Source organism: Vreelandella sp. V005, assembly GCF_052645115.1.
Map to the genome: position 1 here is coordinate 110,255 of NZ_JBQXYA010000004.1, position 16,516 is coordinate 126,770.

Annotated in this window: 30 protein-coding genes; 29 read left to right on the forward strand and 1 reads right to left on the reverse strand. The window is 54.7% G+C overall.

Annotated elements, in window-relative coordinates; all coding sequences use genetic code 11:
* Nucleotides 1–135: 135 nt before the first annotated feature.
* The gene (rpsL, locus tag ACUN8H_RS11565) at nucleotides 136–510 is read left to right on the forward strand and encodes a 30S ribosomal protein S12 (protein ID WP_008959173.1); all 375 of its coding nucleotides are present in this window, start codon (nucleotides 136–138) and stop codon (nucleotides 508–510) included.
* Between the two features lie 162 nt (nucleotides 511–672).
* On the forward strand, nucleotides 673–1,143 hold the full coding sequence (gene rpsG, locus ACUN8H_RS11570; RefSeq protein WP_009288145.1) for a 30S ribosomal protein S7: 471 nt from the start codon (nucleotides 673–675) through the stop codon (nucleotides 1,141–1,143).
* Here rpsG and ACUN8H_RS11575 read toward each other — a convergent pair.
* Nucleotides 1,076–1,264 (reverse strand): pentapeptide repeat-containing protein, encoded by a 189-nt coding sequence (locus ACUN8H_RS11575; RefSeq protein WP_445532415.1) that lies wholly within the window; start codon nucleotides 1,262–1,264, stop codon nucleotides 1,076–1,078. The genes rpsG and ACUN8H_RS11575 overlap by 68 nt on opposite strands.
* 108 nt (nucleotides 1,265–1,372) lie before the next feature.
* Between ACUN8H_RS11575 and fusA the strand changes: the two genes are divergently transcribed.
* The 27 genes from fusA (at nucleotide 1,373) to rpsK (ending at nucleotide 16,509) form a co-directional block, all read left to right on the forward strand.
* Nucleotides 1,373–3,496, forward strand: a complete 2,124-nt coding sequence (gene fusA / locus ACUN8H_RS11580) for an elongation factor G (protein WP_445532277.1) — start codon at nucleotides 1,373–1,375, stop codon at nucleotides 3,494–3,496.
* 29 nt (nucleotides 3,497–3,525) lie between these two features.
* Nucleotides 3,526–4,719 (forward strand): elongation factor Tu, encoded by a 1,194-nt coding sequence (gene tuf, locus ACUN8H_RS11585; protein WP_101147113.1) that lies wholly within the window; start codon nucleotides 3,526–3,528, stop codon nucleotides 4,717–4,719.
* A 159-nt stretch (nucleotides 4,720–4,878) separates the two neighbouring features.
* Complete coding sequence (gene rpsJ / locus ACUN8H_RS11590; RefSeq protein ID WP_007112007.1) at nucleotides 4,879–5,190, forward strand: 30S ribosomal protein S10; 312 nt, start codon at nucleotides 4,879–4,881, stop codon at nucleotides 5,188–5,190.
* A gap of 159 nt (nucleotides 5,191–5,349) precedes the next feature.
* A complete protein-coding gene (gene rplC, locus ACUN8H_RS11595) occupies nucleotides 5,350–5,988 on the forward strand; it encodes a 50S ribosomal protein L3 (RefSeq protein ID WP_290699820.1) in 639 nt (212 codons plus the stop codon).
* 15 nt (nucleotides 5,989–6,003) lie between these two features.
* On the forward strand, nucleotides 6,004–6,609 hold the full coding sequence (rplD, locus tag ACUN8H_RS11600; protein WP_240718647.1) for a 50S ribosomal protein L4: 606 nt from the start codon (nucleotides 6,004–6,006) through the stop codon (nucleotides 6,607–6,609).
* Nucleotides 6,606–6,902, forward strand: coding sequence for a 50S ribosomal protein L23 (gene rplW / locus ACUN8H_RS11605; RefSeq protein WP_008959167.1), 297 nt, complete (start codon nucleotides 6,606–6,608; stop codon nucleotides 6,900–6,902). Before rplD ends, rplW begins: the two co-directional genes overlap by 4 nt.
* Nucleotides 6,903–6,919: 17 nt before the next feature.
* The gene (gene rplB, locus ACUN8H_RS11610) at nucleotides 6,920–7,750 is read left to right on the forward strand and encodes a 50S ribosomal protein L2 (protein WP_290699825.1); all 831 of its coding nucleotides are present in this window, start codon (nucleotides 6,920–6,922) and stop codon (nucleotides 7,748–7,750) included.
* Between the two features lie 33 nt (nucleotides 7,751–7,783).
* The gene (gene rpsS / locus ACUN8H_RS11615) at nucleotides 7,784–8,059 is read left to right on the forward strand and encodes a 30S ribosomal protein S19 (protein WP_009098993.1); all 276 of its coding nucleotides are present in this window, start codon (nucleotides 7,784–7,786) and stop codon (nucleotides 8,057–8,059) included.
* Nucleotides 8,060–8,077: 18 nt separating this feature from the next.
* Nucleotides 8,078–8,410 (forward strand): 50S ribosomal protein L22, encoded by a 333-nt coding sequence (gene rplV, locus ACUN8H_RS11620; protein WP_007112002.1) that lies wholly within the window; start codon nucleotides 8,078–8,080, stop codon nucleotides 8,408–8,410.
* A gap of 10 nt (nucleotides 8,411–8,420) precedes the next feature.
* Entirely contained in the window at nucleotides 8,421–9,122 is a 702-nt protein-coding gene (gene rpsC, locus ACUN8H_RS11625) for a 30S ribosomal protein S3 (RefSeq protein ID WP_009288141.1), read from the forward strand.
* A gap of 15 nt (nucleotides 9,123–9,137) precedes the next feature.
* Nucleotides 9,138–9,551: a 50S ribosomal protein L16 gene (gene rplP, locus ACUN8H_RS11630; RefSeq protein ID WP_007112000.1), complete on the forward strand. Its 414-nt coding sequence runs from the start codon at nucleotides 9,138–9,140 to the stop codon at nucleotides 9,549–9,551.
* Nucleotides 9,551–9,742, forward strand: a complete 192-nt coding sequence (gene rpmC, locus ACUN8H_RS11635) for a 50S ribosomal protein L29 (protein ID WP_007111999.1) — start codon at nucleotides 9,551–9,553, stop codon at nucleotides 9,740–9,742. The genes rplP and rpmC overlap by 1 nt, the downstream gene beginning before the upstream one ends.
* 1 nt (nucleotide 9,743) lies before the next feature.
* Nucleotides 9,744–10,004, forward strand: coding sequence for a 30S ribosomal protein S17 (gene rpsQ / locus ACUN8H_RS11640; protein WP_007111998.1), 261 nt, complete (start codon nucleotides 9,744–9,746; stop codon nucleotides 10,002–10,004).
* Between the two features lie 49 nt (nucleotides 10,005–10,053).
* Nucleotides 10,054–10,425, forward strand: a complete 372-nt coding sequence (gene rplN / locus ACUN8H_RS11645; protein ID WP_008959163.1) for a 50S ribosomal protein L14 — start codon at nucleotides 10,054–10,056, stop codon at nucleotides 10,423–10,425.
* Nucleotides 10,426–10,439: 14 nt separating this feature from the next.
* The gene (gene rplX / locus ACUN8H_RS11650; RefSeq protein ID WP_007111996.1) at nucleotides 10,440–10,754 is read left to right on the forward strand and encodes a 50S ribosomal protein L24; all 315 of its coding nucleotides are present in this window, start codon (nucleotides 10,440–10,442) and stop codon (nucleotides 10,752–10,754) included.
* Nucleotides 10,755–10,772: 18 nt separating this feature from the next.
* Nucleotides 10,773–11,312, forward strand: a complete 540-nt coding sequence (gene rplE, locus ACUN8H_RS11655; RefSeq protein ID WP_280105346.1) for a 50S ribosomal protein L5 — start codon at nucleotides 10,773–10,775, stop codon at nucleotides 11,310–11,312.
* Nucleotides 11,313–11,322: 10 nt separating this feature from the next.
* A complete protein-coding gene (rpsN, locus tag ACUN8H_RS11660) occupies nucleotides 11,323–11,628 on the forward strand; it encodes a 30S ribosomal protein S14 (RefSeq protein ID WP_113269837.1) in 306 nt (101 codons plus the stop codon).
* Nucleotides 11,629–11,660: 32 nt separating this feature from the next.
* Entirely contained in the window at nucleotides 11,661–12,053 is a 393-nt protein-coding gene (gene rpsH, locus ACUN8H_RS11665; RefSeq protein WP_290699860.1) for a 30S ribosomal protein S8, read from the forward strand.
* Between the two features lie 9 nt (nucleotides 12,054–12,062).
* The gene (gene rplF / locus ACUN8H_RS11670) at nucleotides 12,063–12,593 is read left to right on the forward strand and encodes a 50S ribosomal protein L6 (RefSeq protein ID WP_113269835.1); all 531 of its coding nucleotides are present in this window, start codon (nucleotides 12,063–12,065) and stop codon (nucleotides 12,591–12,593) included.
* Between the two features lie 9 nt (nucleotides 12,594–12,602).
* Entirely contained in the window at nucleotides 12,603–12,953 is a 351-nt protein-coding gene (rplR, locus tag ACUN8H_RS11675) for a 50S ribosomal protein L18 (RefSeq protein WP_008959159.1), read from the forward strand.
* Between the two features lie 11 nt (nucleotides 12,954–12,964).
* Nucleotides 12,965–13,465, forward strand: coding sequence for a 30S ribosomal protein S5 (rpsE, locus tag ACUN8H_RS11680; protein ID WP_008959158.1), 501 nt, complete (start codon nucleotides 12,965–12,967; stop codon nucleotides 13,463–13,465).
* A 6-nt stretch (nucleotides 13,466–13,471) separates the two neighbouring features.
* Nucleotides 13,472–13,654, forward strand: coding sequence for a 50S ribosomal protein L30 (gene rpmD, locus ACUN8H_RS11685; RefSeq protein ID WP_008959157.1), 183 nt, complete (start codon nucleotides 13,472–13,474; stop codon nucleotides 13,652–13,654).
* 3 nt (nucleotides 13,655–13,657) lie between these two features.
* Nucleotides 13,658–14,092: a 50S ribosomal protein L15 gene (gene rplO, locus ACUN8H_RS11690; RefSeq protein WP_101147111.1), complete on the forward strand. Its 435-nt coding sequence runs from the start codon at nucleotides 13,658–13,660 to the stop codon at nucleotides 14,090–14,092.
* On the forward strand, nucleotides 14,093–15,424 hold the full coding sequence (gene secY, locus ACUN8H_RS11695; protein WP_101147110.1) for a preprotein translocase subunit SecY: 1,332 nt from the start codon (nucleotides 14,093–14,095) through the stop codon (nucleotides 15,422–15,424).
* Nucleotides 15,425–15,489: 65 nt separating this feature from the next.
* Nucleotides 15,490–15,603 (forward strand): 50S ribosomal protein L36, encoded by a 114-nt coding sequence (gene rpmJ / locus ACUN8H_RS11700; protein WP_008959154.1) that lies wholly within the window; start codon nucleotides 15,490–15,492, stop codon nucleotides 15,601–15,603.
* A 123-nt stretch (nucleotides 15,604–15,726) separates the two neighbouring features.
* Nucleotides 15,727–16,083 carry a 30S ribosomal protein S13 gene (gene rpsM / locus ACUN8H_RS11705; RefSeq protein ID WP_022520863.1) on the forward strand — a complete coding sequence of 119 codons (357 nt, stop codon included), beginning with the start codon at nucleotides 15,727–15,729 and terminating at the stop codon, nucleotides 16,081–16,083.
* A 39-nt stretch (nucleotides 16,084–16,122) separates the two neighbouring features.
* Nucleotides 16,123–16,509, forward strand: a complete 387-nt coding sequence (rpsK, locus tag ACUN8H_RS11710; protein WP_007111985.1) for a 30S ribosomal protein S11 — start codon at nucleotides 16,123–16,125, stop codon at nucleotides 16,507–16,509.
* Nucleotides 16,510–16,516: the final 7 nt, after the last annotated feature.

Below are 16,516 nucleotides of genomic sequence, written 5' to 3' on the forward strand. Positions count from 1 at the left end.
ACCGCCGGCAAGGCTTGACGTCACCTAAGGTCAGCCTTTAGAATGCGCAGCCTTTAATAGTGGGGTGGGTGCGCCCGCATCCGCTGCTTGTATTTGTTAAAAGGCTAAGGCAACCATTGGAGTCAGCTAAACACCATGGCAACGATTAATCAGCTAGTGCGCAAGCCGCGCAAGCGCCCCGTCACTAAAAGTGACGTGCCAGCGCTGCAGGCCTGTCCGCAAAAACGTGGCGTTTGTACGCGCGTTTACACCACCACCCCGAAGAAGCCTAACTCAGCCCTGCGTAAGGTTTGCCGTGTGCGCCTGACCAACGGCTTTGAAGTGTCTTCTTACATCGGTGGTGAAGGTCACAACCTTCAAGAACACTCTGTCGTTTTGATTCGTGGCGGTCGTGTAAAGGATTTGCCAGGTGTGCGTTATCACACCGTACGTGGCGCCCTTGACACCTCTGGCGTTCAAAATCGTCGTCAGGGTCGTTCTAAATACGGTACTAAGCGTCCTAAGTCCTAATCGACTTTGGGTGGCTTGACAGCATCACCGGTCAGCCGGTTGCTGAGTAGCGATTATCACGAATTTGACGGTCTGATAAGAGTAAGGTCGAGCGGCGCTTAGCTTAATTTGAGTCGCAAAAGTCTCGGGTTTACCTGAAAGATCCTTAATTGAGGGCTTATCATGCCTAGAAGAAGAGTAGTAGCTAAACGCGAAATCCTGCCGGATCCTAAGTTCGGAAGTGAGCGTCTGGCGAAGTTCATGAACCACCTGATGGTCAGCGGCAAAAAGTCCATAGCTGAGCGTATCGTCTACGGTGCGTTGGACAAGGTTGCCGAGCGTAGTAAAGAAGATCCGCTGGAGATCTTTGACAAGGCGCTGGAAGCTATCCAGCCCATGGTCGAAGTGAAGTCGCGCCGCGTAGGTGGGGCGACCTATCAGGTGCCAGTAGAAGTACGTCCGTCTCGCCGTCAAGCGCTGGCCATGCGCTGGCTGGTAGACGCGGCGCGTCGTCGCGGTGAGAAAACCATGGTGCAGCGTCTGGCTGGTGAAATGCTGGATGCCGCTGAAGGTAAAGGTTCTGCCGTTAAGAAGCGCGAAGACGTGCATCGTATGGCAGAAGCCAACAAGGCCTTCTCGCACTACCGTTTCTAAGATCAGCGTTTCTAAGATCGGCGTTTCTGAGTACGGCGTTTTTAAGTACGGCTTTATGGTTTTTATATGCACGTTGTTCAGCATGGCGAAGTGTTTGCTGAGTCGCGTCGTTGCAACAGATTAGTTGTAATACCTAACCGCTACCCTGCAGGGGTGGCGGCGGTCGCATAAGCCTCGCTTGCATACGTCGCTAAATTAACGAGCATCGCCAACAAACGGGAGTTTCACCGTGGCACGCAAGACTCCACTAAATCGCTACCGTAATATCGGTATCGTCGCTCACGTTGACGCGGGTAAAACCACGACAACCGAGCGTGTACTGTTCTATACCGGCCTTTCCCACAAAGTGGGTGAAGTGCACGATGGTGCTGCGACCATGGACTGGATGGAGCAGGAGCAGGAGCGTGGTATCACTATCACCTCAGCTGCAACTACCTGTTTCTGGCAGGGCATGAGCAAGCAGTTTCCTGAGCACCGTATCAACATTATCGATACCCCAGGGCACGTTGACTTTACCATTGAAGTTGAGCGTTCTTTGCGCGTACTTGATGGTGCCGTCGTTGTGCTGTGTGGTTCTTCCGGCGTTCAGCCCCAGACTGAAACCGTATGGCGCCAGGCGAATAAGTACGAAGTACCGCGTATGGTTTTCGTCAACAAGATGGACCGTACCGGTGCTGACTTCTTCATGGTCGTTGATCAGTTGAAAGAGCGTCTGGGTGCTAATGCCGTGCCGATCCAGATTAACTGGGGTACGGAAGAAGAGTTTAAAGGCGTTATCGACCTGATTCAGATGAAGGCTATCCTGTGGGATGAGGAAAGCCTGGGTATGAATTATGACCTCGTAGATATTCCGGCGGAATTGCAAGAAACCGCCGAAACCTATCGCGAGCAGATGGTCGAAGCAGCTGCCGAAGGCTCTGACGAGCTGATGGAGAAGTATCTTGAAGGTGGTGAGCTCACCATTGAAGAGATCAAGGCTGGCTTACGTGCTCGCACACTGGCTAACGATATCGTTCTGGTAACCTGTGGTTCGGCCTTTAAGAACAAAGGCGTTCAAGCAGTGCTGGACGGCGTTATCGAATACATGCCTTCGCCGACGGAAGTTAAGGCGATCGAAGGTGAGCTTGATGACAAAGACGGTACCGTTGATACCCGTGAGGCTGACGACAGTGCGCCATTCGCAGCGCTGGCGTTTAAGATCGCAACCGACCCCTTTGTTGGCACGCTGACCTTTATCCGCGTCTATTCCGGTGTTCTGAAATCTGGCGACGGTGTGTATAACTCCGTTAAACAGAAGAAAGAGCGCGTTGGTCGTATCGTTCAGATGCACGCCAACTCTCGTGAAGAGATCAAAGAAGTACTGGCGGGCGACATCGCTGCTTGTATCGGTCTTAAAGACGTTACTACGGGTGACACCCTGTGTGACATCGATAACAAGATCGTTCTCGAGCGCATGGAGTTCCCGGATCCGGTTATCTCGGTTGCCGTAGAGCCTAAATCCAAGGCTGACCAAGAGAAGATGGGTGTTGCGCTGGGCAAGCTTGCTCAAGAAGACCCTTCCTTCCAGGTTAAAACCGACGAAGAAACCGGCCAGACGATTATTTCTGGTATGGGTGAGCTTCACTTGGATATCCTTGTTGACCGTATGCGTCGCGAGTTCAAGGTTGAAGCCAATATCGGTAAGCCTCAGGTTGCCTATCGTGAAACGATTCGCGGCAGCATTGAGCAAGAAGGCAAGTTCGTACGTCAGTCGGGTGGTCGTGGTCAATACGGTCACGTTTGGCTACGTATCGAGCCGCTGACTAAAGAAGAGAAGGGTGAAGGCGAAGATGAAATTTTCTTCAAATTCAACTCTGAGATCGTAGGTGGCGCGGTTCCTAAGGAGTACGTGCCTGCGGTTGAGAAGGGTGCTTACGAGCAGCTTAAAAACGGCGTCATCGCGGGTTACCCGATGATTGATGTTAAAGTATCGCTGTTCGACGGCTCCTTCCACGACGTGGACTCAAACGAGACTGCGTTTAAGATTGCTTCTTCTATGGCAGTGAAAGAAGGTGCCAGGAAGGCCAAGGCCGTGCTGCTGGAGCCGGTGATGAAGGTCGAAATCGTGACACCCGAAGAATTTATGGGTGACGTCATGGGTGACCTGAGTCGTCGTCGCGGCCTGGTGCAGGGCATGGATGACTCTTCTTCTGGTAAAGTCATTCGTGCAACGGTGCCGCTGGGCGAGATGTTCGGTTATGCAACCGATCTGCGCTCACAAACCCAGGGCCGTGCGAGCTACTCTATGGAGTTCTCGAAGTACGACGAGGCGCCCTCCAGCGTCGTTGAAGCCGTCATCAATCAAAACGGTTAACCGTTAGCTAACGTAAAGAGGTTATAGCAGTGGCTAAGGAAAAATTTGAACGTTCCAAACCGCACGTCAACGTCGGCACCATTGGTCACGTCGACCACGGTAAAACGACTCTGACGGCGGCCCTGACCCGCGTGTCTGCTGAGGTTTTCGGCGGCGACTGGCGTGAGTTTGATACCATCGATAACGCTCCTGAAGAGCGCGAGCGCGGTATCACCATCGCTACTTCTCACGTGGAATATCAGTCTGAAGAGCGTCACTACGCTCACGTTGATTGCCCAGGACACGCTGACTACGTCAAGAACATGATCACCGGTGCTGCGCAGATGGACGGCGCGATCCTGGTGTGTTCTGCCGCAGACGGCCCGATGCCGCAAACGCGCGAGCACATCCTGCTGTCTCGTCAGGTTGGCGTACCGTTTATCGTTGTGTTCCTGAACAAAGCGGACATGGTCGATGACGAAGAGCTGCTCGAACTGGTAGAAATGGAAGTTCGTGAACTTCTCGACCAGTACGACTTCCCGGGTGACGACACACCGATCATCACTGGTTCTGCGCTAATGGCGTTGAATGGTGAAGACGAGAACGGCATGGGTACTACTGCGGTAGCTAACCTGATCAAAGCTCTGGATGAGTACATCCCTGAGCCGGAGCGTGCTATCGACCAGCCGTTCCTGATGCCGATCGAAGACGTGTTCTCTATCTCTGGCCGCGGTACTGTTGTTACCGGTCGTGTAGAGCGCGGTATCGTTAAAGCGGGCGAAGAAGTGGAAATCGTGGGTATCCGCGACACCACCAAAACGATCGTTACCGGTGTTGAGATGTTCCGTAAGCTGCTCGACGAAGGTCGTGCTGGTGAGAACGTTGGCGCCCTGCTGCGTGGTACTAAGCGTGATGACGTCGAGCGTGGTCAAGTATTGGCCAAGCCGGGCACCATCAACCCGCACACTACCTTCGAAGCAGAAGTGTACGTACTGTCCAAAGAAGAAGGTGGTCGTCACACGCCTTTCTTCAAGGGCTACCGTCCGCAGTTCTACTTCCGTACCACCGACGTAACGGGTACCTGTGAACTGCCGGAAGGTGTTGAAATGGTCATGCCGGGTGACAACGTGCAAATGGTTGTTACCTTGATCGCTCCGATCGCAATGGACGAAGGTTTGCGCTTCGCTATTCGTGAAGGCGGCCGTACTGTCGGTGCTGGCGTTGTCGCCAAGATCGTCAAGTAAGCTAGATGCTTGAATGATGAAGGGGGCTCTGAGGAGCCCCCTTTTCTGCGCACCATCAGCAAATGTTTGACATGTGATGATGGCGTGCCTATAATGCGCATCCTTTGAATGCGTGGGTAGGCGGCTCGCGCCGTCGACATCCATTGGAGTTTAGGGCAAATGCAGAACCAAAAAATTCGCATTCGGTTGAAAGCATTCGACCATCGCCTGATCGATCAGTCCACAGCGGAGATTGTTGAAACCGCTAAGCGTACTGGTGCTCAGGTTCGTGGACCGATTCCGCTGCCGACCAACCGCGAGCGTTACACCATTCTGATCTCGCCGCACGTCAACAAAGATGCGCGTGACCAGTATGAGATTCGTACGCACAAGCGTGTGCTCGACATCGTTGAGCCGACCGAGAAAACTGTTGATGCATTGATGAAGCTCGATCTCGCCGCAGGCGTTGACGTGCAAATCAAGCTCAACTAATTACACTAGTCACTTTGCGGCCCAGCGCTCATCGCTTCATAAGAAGCTAGCATGAGCAGCAGCCGCCGCGCCGTGAGGCGCCATACAATGTGCTAGTGGAATGCTCTGGAAAGGGCAGCCATAGCGGGTGATAGCCCCGTACACTATAGGAGACTGAGTATGACTATCGGTTTAGTCGGTAAAAAGGCCGGGATGACCCGTGTCTTTACCGAAGACGGCGCATCCGTGCCCGTAACCGTTATTGAAGTTGATCCTAATCGTGTTACTCGCGTTAAATCTGTCGATTCTGACGGTTACGCAGCGATTCAGGTCACATCTGGCTCTCGCAAAGCTAAGCACCTCACCAAAGCGCAAGCAGGTCAGTTTGCCAAGGCGGGTGTTGAAGCTGGTCGTGCACTGATGGAATTTCGTCTTGCAGAAGGCGAAGAGATTCCTGAAGTGGGCGGCGAACTCACCGTATCCCTCTTCGAAGCTGGTCAAATGGTAGACGTGACTGGCACCTCTAAGGGTAAAGGCTTCCAGGGTGCTGTTAAGCGCTGGAACTTCCGTACCCAAGACATGACTCACGGTAACTCTTTGTCGCATCGCGCGCCGGGTTCTATCGGCATGTGTCAGACACCGGGTCGCGTTTTTAAAGGCAAAAAAATGGCCGGTCAAATGGGTAATGCCCGTTGCACCGTGCAGAGCCTTGAGATCGTCCGTGTCGACGCCGAGCGTAACCTGCTGCTTATCAAAGGCGCCGTACCGGGTGCTCCCGGTAGTGACGTTATCGTTCGCAGCGCCGTGAAAGCAGGCTGAAGGGGATAATTACCAATGAATCTGAATCTTGCTGCAGGCGCGGGTACCGTTGAAGTAGCCGACGCCACTTTTGGCAAAGAATTCAACGAAGCGCTCGTTCACCAGGTCGTTACTGCTTACTTAGCAGCTGGACGCCAGGGAACTCGCGCACAAAAGAGTCGTTCCGACGTTCGTGGCGGTGGTAAGAAGCCTTGGCGTCAGAAAGGCACCGGTCGTGCACGTGCCGGTACTATCCGCTCTCCGCTATGGCGTAGCGGCGGCGTAACCTTCGCGGCACGTCCGCAAGACTATACCCAGAAGGTTAACCGCAAGATGTACCGTGCAGCGATGCGCTCCATCTTGTCTGAGCTGGTACGTCAAGAGCGCTTAGTCGCGATTGAAGAGTTCATCGTCGATGCGCCTAAGACCAAGCAGGTAGCTGCCAAGCTGAAAGAGCTCAACCTTGAAAAAGTGTTGATCGTCACTGAAGAAATTGACGAGAAGCTCTATTTGGCCGCACGCAACCTTCCCCACGTTGACGTGGTGGATGTCGCGGCAGCTGACCCGGTAAGTCTGGTAGCCTTTGATAAGGTCCTGATTACCGTCTCCGCCCTGCGTAAATTCGAGGAGAAGCTGGCATGAACCAGGAACGCGTATTTAAGGTTCTGCTTGGACCGCACGTGACCGAAAAGGCCGCGATGGCAGCCGAGCGCAACCAGTACGTTTTCAAGGTGGCATCTGATGCTACCAAGCCCGAGATCAAAAAAGCCGTTGAAGCACTGTTCGGCAAAAAGGTCGGTAGTGTTCAGGTACTGAACATGAAGGGTAAAACAAAACGTACTGCGAACGGCGTTGGCCTGCGTAAGGGTTACCGCAAAGCGTATGTGACCCTGGCTGCGGGTGAAACGCTCGAAGACTTCTCTGGCGCCGAATAAGGGCAGGAGTACGGATAATGGCAATCGTCAAGACCAAACCCACTTCCGCCGGTCGTCGCCACGTCGTCAAGATCGTTGGCGAGGAACTGTTTAAAGGTCGTGCTTATGCACCGCTTTTGGAAAAACAGTCCAAGTCCGGCGGCCGGAATAACTACGGTCGTATCACCACCCGCCACGTGGGCGGTGGTCATCGTCACCACTATCGGCTGATCGATTTCAAGCGCACCAAAGATGGCATTCCTGCCACCGTTGAGCGCCTGGAGCATGATCCCAACCGCAGTGCGCACATTGCACTGCTGAAGTATGCCGATGGTGAGCGTCGTTACATCATTGCACCGAAAGGTGTCAGCGCGGGTGACGTGCTGGAATCTGGTGTTAACGCGCCTATCAAGAAAGGCAATGCCTTGCCGCTGCGTAACGTCCCGTTGGGTTCTACGGTGCACTGCATCGAACTCAAGCCGGGCAAAGGTGCGCAGATTGCTCGCAGTGCCGGTACAAGCGCCCAGCTGGTTGCTCGTGAAGGTAACTATGCCACCCTGCGTCTTCGCTCTGGCGAAATGCGTAAAGTGTTGGCCGAGTGCCGCGCGACCTTGGGTGAGGTGAGCAACTCTGAGCACAGCCTGCGTCAACTTGGCAAGGCCGGTGCGAAGCGCTGGAGAGGCGTGCGTCCGACTGTTCGCGGTGTCGCGATGAACCCAGTCGATCACCCGCACGGTGGTGGCGAAGGCCGCACCAGTGGTGGTCGTCACCCGGTATCCCCATGGGGCGTGCCGACTAAGGGTCACAAGACGCGTAAGAACAAGCGCACCGACAAGCTGATCATCCGTCGTCGTAATAAGACGCGCTGATCTAAATTGCCAAGACATTAAGAGGTAACGGCTGTGCCACGTTCACTAAAGAAAGGTCCCTTCATTGACCTTCATCTTTTGAAGAAGGTAGAGGCTGCAGTGGAGAAGAACGACCGTAAACCGATCAAGACCTGGTCGCGTCGTTCTATGATCCTGCCAAATATGGTAGGCCTCACTATCGCTGTCCATAATGGTCGTCAACACGTCCCGGTGCACGTCTCCGAGGAAATGGTTGGCCACAAATTGGGCGAATTCGCTGCTACCCGCACTTATCGTGGGCATGCGGCGGATAAAAAAGCCAAACGGTAAGCCAGAGAGGATTGAGAGATGGAAGTCACAGCTAAGCTGCTTGGCGCTCGTTTATCCGCCCAGAAGGCCCGTTTGGTGGCTGACCAGGTGCGCGGTAAACCTGTCGCCGAGGCACTCGACCTGCTGACCTTCTCACCGAAGAAGGCTGCCAAGCTGGTTAAGAAGGTGCTGCAATCCGCGATTGCGAATGCGGAAGAAAATAACGGCATGGATATTGACGAGCTGCGTGTCTCGACCATCTGCGTCGATGAGGGCATGACGCTCAAGCGTATCAAGCCGCGTGCCAAGGGGCGTGCGGATCGTATCTTGAAGCGCACGTGCCACATCACCGTCAAGGTAGCCGAGAAGTAGGAGTCGACCGATGGGTCAGAAAGTCAATCCAACAGGCATTCGACTGGGCATCGTCAAAGACCATGCTTCTGTCTGGTATGCTGAGCGCGGCGCTTACGCCGATAAGCTCAATAACGATCTCGAAGTGCGTAGCTTCCTGGAAGAGCGTCTTAAAAGCGCCTCTGTTAGCCGCATCCACATCGAGCGTCCGGCGAACAATGCCCGCATCACCATTCACACGGCCCGTCCGGGTATCGTGATTGGTAAGAAAGGGGAAGATGTCGACCGTCTGCGTCGCGATCTTACCCAGATGATGGGTGTTCCTGTGCATGTGAACATCGAAGAAGTTCGCAAGCCGGAGCTGGATGCCAAGCTAGTCGCTGCTAACGTAGCGGGTCAGCTTGAGCGTCGCGTCATGTTCCGTCGTGCGATGAAGCGCGCGGTACAGAACGCAATGCGTCTTGGCGCTGGTGGCATCAAGATTCAGCTATCAGGTCGTCTTGGTGGCGCTGAAATCGCACGTACCGAATGGTACCGCGAAGGTCGCGTTCCGCTGCACACGTTGCGTGCGGATATCGACTACGCCACTTACGAAGCTCACACCACCTACGGCGTTATCGGCGTCAAAGTGTGGATCTTCAAGGGTGAAATCCTCGGCGGTATCGAGGAAGTACGTGCCAAGGCTAAACAACAGCCTGCCGGCAACGCGCCCAAGAAGAAAGGTTCCAGGTAAGGGGAGAGCGAGTCGATGTTACAGCCCAAGCGTATGAAATTCCGCAAGATGATGAAAGGCCGCAACCGTGGCCTGGCGCATCGCGGAAGCAAGATCAGCTTCGGGGAATACGGCCTTAAAGCTACTGGTCGCGGCCGCATCACTGCGCGTCAGATCGAAGCAGGCCGTCGTGCGATCACACGTCACGTAAAGCGTGGCGGTAAAATCTGGATCCGCGTCTTCCCTGATAAGCCGATCTCCAAGAAGCCGCTCGAAGTTCGTATGGGTAAAGGTAAAGGTTCTGTTGAGTACTGGGTTGCCCAGATCCAACCGGGTCGGGTCCTGTATGAAATTGAAGGCGTGTCGGAAGAGCTCGCTCGTGAAGCGTTTGAGCTTGCCGCACAGAAAATGCCCTTATCCACCACCTTTGCGAAACGGACGGTGATGTGATGAAAGCCCAGGAAATTCGTGAAAAGTCCGCAGGAGAGCTCCAGGAGCAACTCCTCGAACTCCTCCGCGAGCAGTTTAACCTGCGCATGCAGAAGGCCACTGGCCAACTGAGCCAGACTCATCTGCTCAAGCAGGTCCGCCGGGATATCGCCCGCGTAAAGACTTTGCTCAACGAGAAGGCAGGTGATTGAGATGGCCGAAGAAAACACAAAGCGTACGCTCACCGGTAAAGTGGTGAGCGATAAGATGGACAAGTCCATCGTCGTCATGATCGAGCGGCGCGAGCGTCACCCGATCTACGGAAAATACGTTAAGCGCTCCACCAAGCTGCACGCCCATGATGAGGCGAACCAGGCGAAGGCAGGCGATACGGTTTCCATTCAGGAGTGCCGTCCGCTTTCCAAGAAGAAAGCCTGGACGCTGGTCGAGGTGGTTGAACACGCCAAGGGTTAATCCCTAGGCTTGTCAATCAGTGCAGTCAGATTAGGTTTGGAGAAAACCGATGATTCAGACTCAGACAATGCTGGATGTCGCCGACAACAGCGGAGCGCGCCGGGTGCAGTGCATCAAGGTGTTAGGCGGTTCACACCGTCGTTACGCTCGCGTTGGTGATATCATCAAGGTCACGGTTAAGGAAGCGATTCCGCGTGGCAAGGTCAAAAAAGGCCAGGTGCTAAAAGCGGTCGTGGTCCGGACCCGTAGTGGCGTCCGTCGTCCCGACGGTTCGCTCATCCGTTTCGATGGAAATGCGGCAGTTTTGTTGAATAACACCAACGAACAGCCCATCGGTACCCGTATTTTTGGGCCGGTGACTCGTGAACTTCGTAATGAAAAGTTCATGAAGATCATTTCCTTAGCGCCTGAAGTGCTGTAAGGAGCGAGGCGGATATGCAAAAGATCAAACGTGACGATGAAGTCATCGTCATCGCCGGAAAGGATAAAGGCAAACGTGGCACCGTTAAGCGGGTACTAGAAAACCGCTTCTTGGTGTCCGGTGTGAACATGATTAAACGTCACACCAAGCCAAATCCCATGGCGGGTAATCAGGGCGGTATCGTCGAGCGTGAGGCTCCGATTCACGCGTCCAACGTAGCCATCTTCAATTCGGAGACCGGTAAGGCGGATCGCGTCGGCTTCCAAGTGAAGGAAGACGGTACCAAGGTACGTATCTACAAGTCGACGCAGACGCAGATCGACGCCTAACGCGAGTCGGGTAGCACAATGGCGAACTTGAAAGAACGTTATCAAAACGAGGTAGCAGCTCAACTCAAAGAAGAGTTCAGCTATGCCAACGTTATGCAGGTACCCCGGATCACGAAAGTGACTCTGAACATGGGTATCGGCGAAGCAGTCAACGATAAAAAGTTGATTGACAATGCCATCGGCGATCTAGAGAAGCTCTCTGGTCAAAAGCCGTTGGTGACCAAGGCACGTAAGTCCATCGCGGGCTTTAAGGTGCGCGAAGGTTGGCCTATCGGCATCAAGGTAACACTGCGCGCTGAGCGTATGTGGGACTTCTTGGACCGTTTGGTTTACATCGCGATTCCCCGCGTGCGTGACTTCCGTGGTCTCAACCCGAAGTCTTTCGACGGTCGTGGCAATTACTCCATGGGTGTGCGTGAGCAGATCATCTTCCCGGAGATCGAGTATGATAAAATCGATCGCATCCGGGGGTTGGACGTCACTATCACTACGACCGCCAAAACCGACGAGGAAGGTCGTGCGCTATTAGCTGCACTGAACTTCCCGTTCAAGAAATAGGGGCGAGATCATGGCTAAGAAAAGTATGGTAGAGCGTGAGCTTAAGCGTACTCAGCTGGTCGCGAAGTATGCGGCCAAGCGCGCTGAACTCAAGAAGATCATCTCAGACGTTAACACGTCTGAGGAAGACCGCTTCGAGGCGACGCTGAAGCTGCAGCAACTGCCGCGCGACTCAAGCCCGGTGCGTCAGCGTAACCGCTGCCGTATCACCGGTCGTCCGCACGGTTTTTACAACAAGTTCGGCCTCGGCCGTAACAAGCTGCGTGAAGCCGCCATGCGTGGCGACGTTCCTGGACTCAAAAAGTCCAGTTGGTAACGCCACGTAGAATCATCAGGAGCGCACATTAAATGAGCATGCAAGACACTCTGGCGGATATGTTTACTCGTATCCGCAATGCGCAGATGGCCACCAAGGAGACGGCAACCATGCCGTCCTCCAAGCTGAAAGTGCAAGTGGCCCGAGTGCTAAAGGAAGAAGGCTACATTACCGACTTCACAGTCGCGGAGGGCGCTAAGCCTGAGCTAACTGTAACGCTCAAGTATTTTGAGGGTAAGCCGGTTATAGAGCACATTCAGCGGGTTTCCAAGCCGTCCCTGCGCCGTTACATGGGCAAGGACAACCTGCCTAAGGTCGCCGATGGTCTTGGTATCGCGATTGTCACCACATCCAATGGTGTCATGACCGATCGTGCCGCGCGCCAAGCGGGTGTCGGTGGCGAAGTCATCTGCACCGTATTCTAGGAGGCTGGAATGTCCCGCATAGCGAAATATCCGGTTAAAGTGCCTGCCGGCGTTGACATTAAAATCAATGCCGACCAGCTGACCGCCAAAGGCGGCCAGGGCACGCTATCTATGACCATCCACTCTGATGTAGTGGTGAATCAAGAAGATGGCCAGCTGACCTTCGCCCCGAGTGAGTCTGCCAAGAGCTGGGCAATGGCCGGTACTACCCGCGCCTTAGTTCAGAACCTGGTAACGGGCGTATCCGAGGGTTTTACACGAACTCTCGAAATTGTTGGCGTCGGTTATCGTGCCCAAGCTAAGGGCCAGACGCTCAATCTTTCACTGGGCTTCTCGCACCCGGTCGACTACGAACTGCCGAAAGGTGTTACAGCGGAAACGCCGAAAAACACCGTGATCGTGCTGAAAAGCGCGGACAAGCAGCAGCTCGGTCAGTGCGCCGCGGAAATCCGCGCTTTCCGTCCGCCCGAGCCGTATAAAGGCAAGGGTGTCCGGTACGCCGACGAGCAGGTGCGTCGCAAAGAAGCCAAGAAGAAGTAAGGCAGGGTTATGAACGCGAAGAAAGAATCTCGTCTCCGTCGTGCCCGCCGCGCTCGCGCGAAGATCCGCGAGCTGGGCGTGTATCGCCTGTGCGTCAACCGTACCCCGCGTCACATCTATGCGCAGATTATCTCGCCGGATGGTGGCAAAGTGTTAGCCAGTGCTTCTACGCTGGACAAAGCACTGCGCGAGGGTGCGACCGGTAACTCAGATGCTGCCTCTAAAGTAGGTGCTCTGATTGCCGAACGCGCTAAAGAAGCAGGCATCACCCAGGTGGCCTTCGACCGTGCTGGCTTTAAGTATCACGGCCGCGTCAAGGCGCTGGCCGACGCCGCACGTGAAGGCGGCCTGGAATTCTAAAGGGTTTTACGATGGCGAAGAACGAACAGCAAAGCGGTGATCTGCAAGAGAAGTTAGTGCAGGTCAACCGCGTCGCCAAGGTGGTCAAGGGTGGTCGTATTTTCGGCTTCACCGCACTGACCGTCGTTGGTGATGGTAAAGGTCGTGTCGGTTTCGGTCGTGGCAAGGCGCGTGAAGTGCCTGTCGCAATCCAGAAAGCGATGGATCAAGCTCGTCGCAACATGGTCAAGGTGAACCTCGCTGGCCAAACGCTGCAGTACCCGGTAAAAGCCCGTCACGGTGCTTCCAAGGTGTACATGCAGCCGGCTTCCGAAGGTACCGGCATCATCGCCGGTGGCGCCATGCGCTCTGTACTAGAGCTTGCCGGTGTCCACGACGTACTGGCCAAGTGCTACGGTTCCACCAACCCGGTTAACGTGGTTCGAGCGACTGTTAAAGGTCTCTCTTCCATGCAAGCACCGGAAGACATTGCCGCTAAGCGCGGTTTGTCTGTCGAAGCGATCACGGGGTAAGGCACCATGGCAGCAACGATCAAGGTTACCCAGATCCGCAGCACCATCGGCATCATGCCCAAGCACAAGGCTACTATGAAGGGCTTGGGCCTGCGTCGCATCGGTCATACGGTTGAACTGGAAGACACCCCTGCCGTACGCGGCATGATCCACAAGGTAACTTACCTTGTGCGCGTTGAGGGAGAGTAATCCATGAAACTCAATAACCTAAGCCCGGCTCCGGGCTCCAAGCACGCTGCAAAGCGTGTGGGTCGTGGCATCGGTTCCGGTCTTGGTAAGACCGGTGGCCGTGGTCACAAAGGTCAGAAATCACGTAGTGGCGGCAGTGTTAAGCCCGGTTTCGAAGGCGGTCAGATGCCTTTGCAGCGTCGTTTGCCGAAATTCGGCTTTACGTCTGCGAAGTCGCTGGTCTCTGAAGAAGTACGCCTGGCTGAGCTTGCTAAAGTTGCCGGTGGCGAAGTCACCATGGCATCTTTGAAAGAAGCCAATGTGCTGAAGGATGCTACGCTACACGCGAAGATCATCCTTTCTGGCGAATTGAAAACAGCGGTTACCGTTCGCGGAATCAAGGTCACCAAAGGTGCCCGTGAAGCGATCGAAGCCGCTGGCGGCAAGGTAGAGGACTAAATGGCCAAGTCAGGAAAAATGCCGGCGATGGGCAGCGGTCTGAGTGAACTGTGGGCGCGTTTGCGCTTCGTGCTCCTCGCCATCGTGGTGTACCGTATTGGTGCCCACATTCCCGTTCCCGGTATCAATCCTGACCAGCTTGCTGCCTTGTTTAGGGAGCAACAGGGAACCATCCTAGGCATGTTTAACATGTTCTCGGGTGGCGCCCTGGAGCGCATGAGTGTCCTCGCCCTGGGTATCATGCCCTATATTTCGGCGTCGATTATCATGCAGCTCATGACTGCGGTCTCCCCTCATCTTGAGCAGCTCAAGAAAGAGGGTGAGGCTGGCCGCCGCAAGATTAGCCAGTACACCCGCTACGGCACGGTGATACTGGCATTTGTCCAGGCAACCGGTATGTCCGTCGGCCTGGCTAGCCAAGGCATCGCGTACAGCGCTGACTTTAGCTTCTACTTCACCGCCGTGATTACGTTCGTATCAGGCGCGGTGTTTATGATGTGGCTAGGTGAGCAGATTACCGAGAAGGGCATTGGCAACGGTATTTCGCTGCTAATCTTTGCCGGTATTGTCGCTGGACTACCCAGTGCCGTGGGTCAAGCGTTCGAGCTTGCCCGTAATGAAGGGGCCTGGAATGTTCTGCCGCTGTTAGCGTTGTCTGCGTTAGGTATTGCGACTGTCGCCTTCGTGGTTTTCATCGAGCGTGGCCAACGCCGCCTCAAGGTGAACTACCCCCGGCGTCAAGTGGGCAATAAGATGTATGCAGGGCAAAGTAGCTACCTGCCTTTGAAGGTCAACATGGCCGGCGTAATTCCGGCGATTTTTGCCTCCAGTATTCTGCTCTTCCCGGCCTCTATCGGCCAGTGGGTAGGTGCCGGCGAAGGTATGGAGTGGTTGCAGCGTGCATCTCAGGCATTAGGCCCAGGTCAACCGCTTTACATCTTGCTTTTCGCGGCGGCAGTGGTATTCTTCTGCTTCTTTTACACAGCGCTGGTCTTCAACCCCAAGGATGTGGCTGACAATCTTAAAAAGTCAGGCGCTTTCCTGCCGGGCATTCGCCCCGGCGAGCAGACCGCTCGCTATATCGACAAGGTCATGACACGTCTGACCCTGTTCGGTGCCTTGTATATCACTGCGGTTTCCTTGATGCCCCAGTTCTTGATTGTGGCGTGGAACGTGCCGTTCTTTTTCGGCGGTACCTCGTTGTTAATCGTAGTCGTGGTCATCATGGACTTCATGGCCCAGGTGCAATCGCATCTCATGTCGCATCAGTATGACTCAGTGATGAAGAAGTCCAACCTGAAAGGCTACGGTAGCGGCGGTATCATGCGCTGAGGCGCCGTCTCCCCTATCGCTTTAGAGAAGGGGCGCGCCGCGAGCCGGTTTTTGGAGAAAGATCGATGAAAGTTCGAGCTTCCGTAAAGAAAATGTGCCGTAACTGCAAGATCATTCGTCGCAATGGCGCTGTCCGCGTCATCTGCAGCGAGCCACGGCACAAACAGCGCCAGGGTTAATAGCCTGGGTTGTATTAAGCGGGTGCCAGCATACCCCTTGCCATAAGGCAACTAAAGGGGTATGCTGTTGCGCCTTTTGTAGATGAATAAACGAGCAAGCCGCTCAAATTTCGGAGTAAGCTGATGGCCCGTATTGCAGGCGTCAATATCCCGGACAACAAGCATGCGGCGATCTCGCTGACCTATATCTTCGGGATTGGCCGTACCCGTGCTGAGCACATCTGTGCTGCAGCCGGTATCGCGCCTACTGCCAAGATCCAGGATCTGTCTTCTGAAGAAGTCGACACCCTGCGTTCTGAAGTTGGCAAGTACACCGTAGAAGGCGACCTTCGTCGTGATGTCACGCTTAACATTAAGCGTCTCATGGACTTAGGCTGCTACCGTGGTCTGCGTCATCGTCGTAGTCTTCCGCTGCGTGGTCAGCGGACTAAGACTAACGCGCGCACCCGTAAGGGCCCGCGTAAGCCGATCCGCAAATAACACGCACGTTCTGGCGTAAAGACAGGAATAGACATCAACATGGCTAACCCGCGTAGTAACCGTAAAAAGGTTAAAAAGCAGGTAGTGGACGCAATTGCGCATATCCATGCCTCTTTTAACAACACGATCGTGACGATCACAGACCGCCAGGGCAATGCTCTTTCATGGGCAACTGCCGGTGGTTCGGGTTTTCGTGGTTCTCGCAAGAGCACCCCGTTCGCTGCTCAAGTGGCAAGCGAACGTGCAGCAACTGCTGCAGCCGAGTATGGTGTGAAAAACGTAGACGTACTGGTTAAAGGCCCAGGTCCCGGTCGTGAATCCGCCGTGCGCGCATTGAACGCCGCCGGCTTCCGCGTGCAGAGCATCGTAGACGCGACGCCCATTCCCCATAATGGCTGCCGTCCGCCGAAGAAACGCCGCGTTTAAGGAGACA

Coding starts and splice junctions, on each gene's coding strand:
- rpsL (WP_008959173.1), top strand. CDS start 136: ATGGCAACGATTAATCAGCTAGTGCGCAAGCCGCGCAAGCGCCCCGTC.
- rpsG (WP_009288145.1), top strand. CDS start 673: ATGCCTAGAAGAAGAGTAGTAGCTAAACGCGAAATCCTGCCGGATCCT.
- rpsJ (WP_007112007.1), top strand. CDS start 4,879: ATGCAGAACCAAAAAATTCGCATTCGGTTGAAAGCATTCGACCATCGC.
- rplC (WP_290699820.1), top strand. CDS start 5,350: ATGACTATCGGTTTAGTCGGTAAAAAGGCCGGGATGACCCGTGTCTTT.
- rplD (WP_240718647.1), top strand. CDS start 6,004: ATGAATCTGAATCTTGCTGCAGGCGCGGGTACCGTTGAAGTAGCCGAC.
- rplW (WP_008959167.1), top strand. CDS start 6,606: ATGAACCAGGAACGCGTATTTAAGGTTCTGCTTGGACCGCACGTGACC.
- rplB (WP_290699825.1), top strand. CDS start 6,920: ATGGCAATCGTCAAGACCAAACCCACTTCCGCCGGTCGTCGCCACGTC.
- rplV (WP_007112002.1), top strand. CDS start 8,078: ATGGAAGTCACAGCTAAGCTGCTTGGCGCTCGTTTATCCGCCCAGAAG.
- rpsC (WP_009288141.1), top strand. CDS start 8,421: ATGGGTCAGAAAGTCAATCCAACAGGCATTCGACTGGGCATCGTCAAA.
- rplP (WP_007112000.1), top strand. CDS start 9,138: ATGTTACAGCCCAAGCGTATGAAATTCCGCAAGATGATGAAAGGCCGC.
- rpmC (WP_007111999.1), top strand. CDS start 9,551: ATGAAAGCCCAGGAAATTCGTGAAAAGTCCGCAGGAGAGCTCCAGGAG.
- rpsQ (WP_007111998.1), top strand. CDS start 9,744: ATGGCCGAAGAAAACACAAAGCGTACGCTCACCGGTAAAGTGGTGAGC.
- rplN (WP_008959163.1), top strand. CDS start 10,054: ATGATTCAGACTCAGACAATGCTGGATGTCGCCGACAACAGCGGAGCG.
- rplX (WP_007111996.1), top strand. CDS start 10,440: ATGCAAAAGATCAAACGTGACGATGAAGTCATCGTCATCGCCGGAAAG.
- rplE (WP_280105346.1), top strand. CDS start 10,773: ATGGCGAACTTGAAAGAACGTTATCAAAACGAGGTAGCAGCTCAACTC.
- rpsN (WP_113269837.1), top strand. CDS start 11,323: ATGGCTAAGAAAAGTATGGTAGAGCGTGAGCTTAAGCGTACTCAGCTG.
- rpsH (WP_290699860.1), top strand. CDS start 11,661: ATGAGCATGCAAGACACTCTGGCGGATATGTTTACTCGTATCCGCAAT.
- rplF (WP_113269835.1), top strand. CDS start 12,063: ATGTCCCGCATAGCGAAATATCCGGTTAAAGTGCCTGCCGGCGTTGAC.
- rplR (WP_008959159.1), top strand. CDS start 12,603: ATGAACGCGAAGAAAGAATCTCGTCTCCGTCGTGCCCGCCGCGCTCGC.
- rpsE (WP_008959158.1), top strand. CDS start 12,965: ATGGCGAAGAACGAACAGCAAAGCGGTGATCTGCAAGAGAAGTTAGTG.
- rpmD (WP_008959157.1), top strand. CDS start 13,472: ATGGCAGCAACGATCAAGGTTACCCAGATCCGCAGCACCATCGGCATC.
- rplO (WP_101147111.1), top strand. CDS start 13,658: ATGAAACTCAATAACCTAAGCCCGGCTCCGGGCTCCAAGCACGCTGCA.
- secY (WP_101147110.1), top strand. CDS start 14,093: ATGGCCAAGTCAGGAAAAATGCCGGCGATGGGCAGCGGTCTGAGTGAA.
- rpmJ (WP_008959154.1), top strand. CDS start 15,490: ATGAAAGTTCGAGCTTCCGTAAAGAAAATGTGCCGTAACTGCAAGATC.
- rpsM (WP_022520863.1), top strand. CDS start 15,727: ATGGCCCGTATTGCAGGCGTCAATATCCCGGACAACAAGCATGCGGCG.
- rpsK (WP_007111985.1), top strand. CDS start 16,123: ATGGCTAACCCGCGTAGTAACCGTAAAAAGGTTAAAAAGCAGGTAGTG.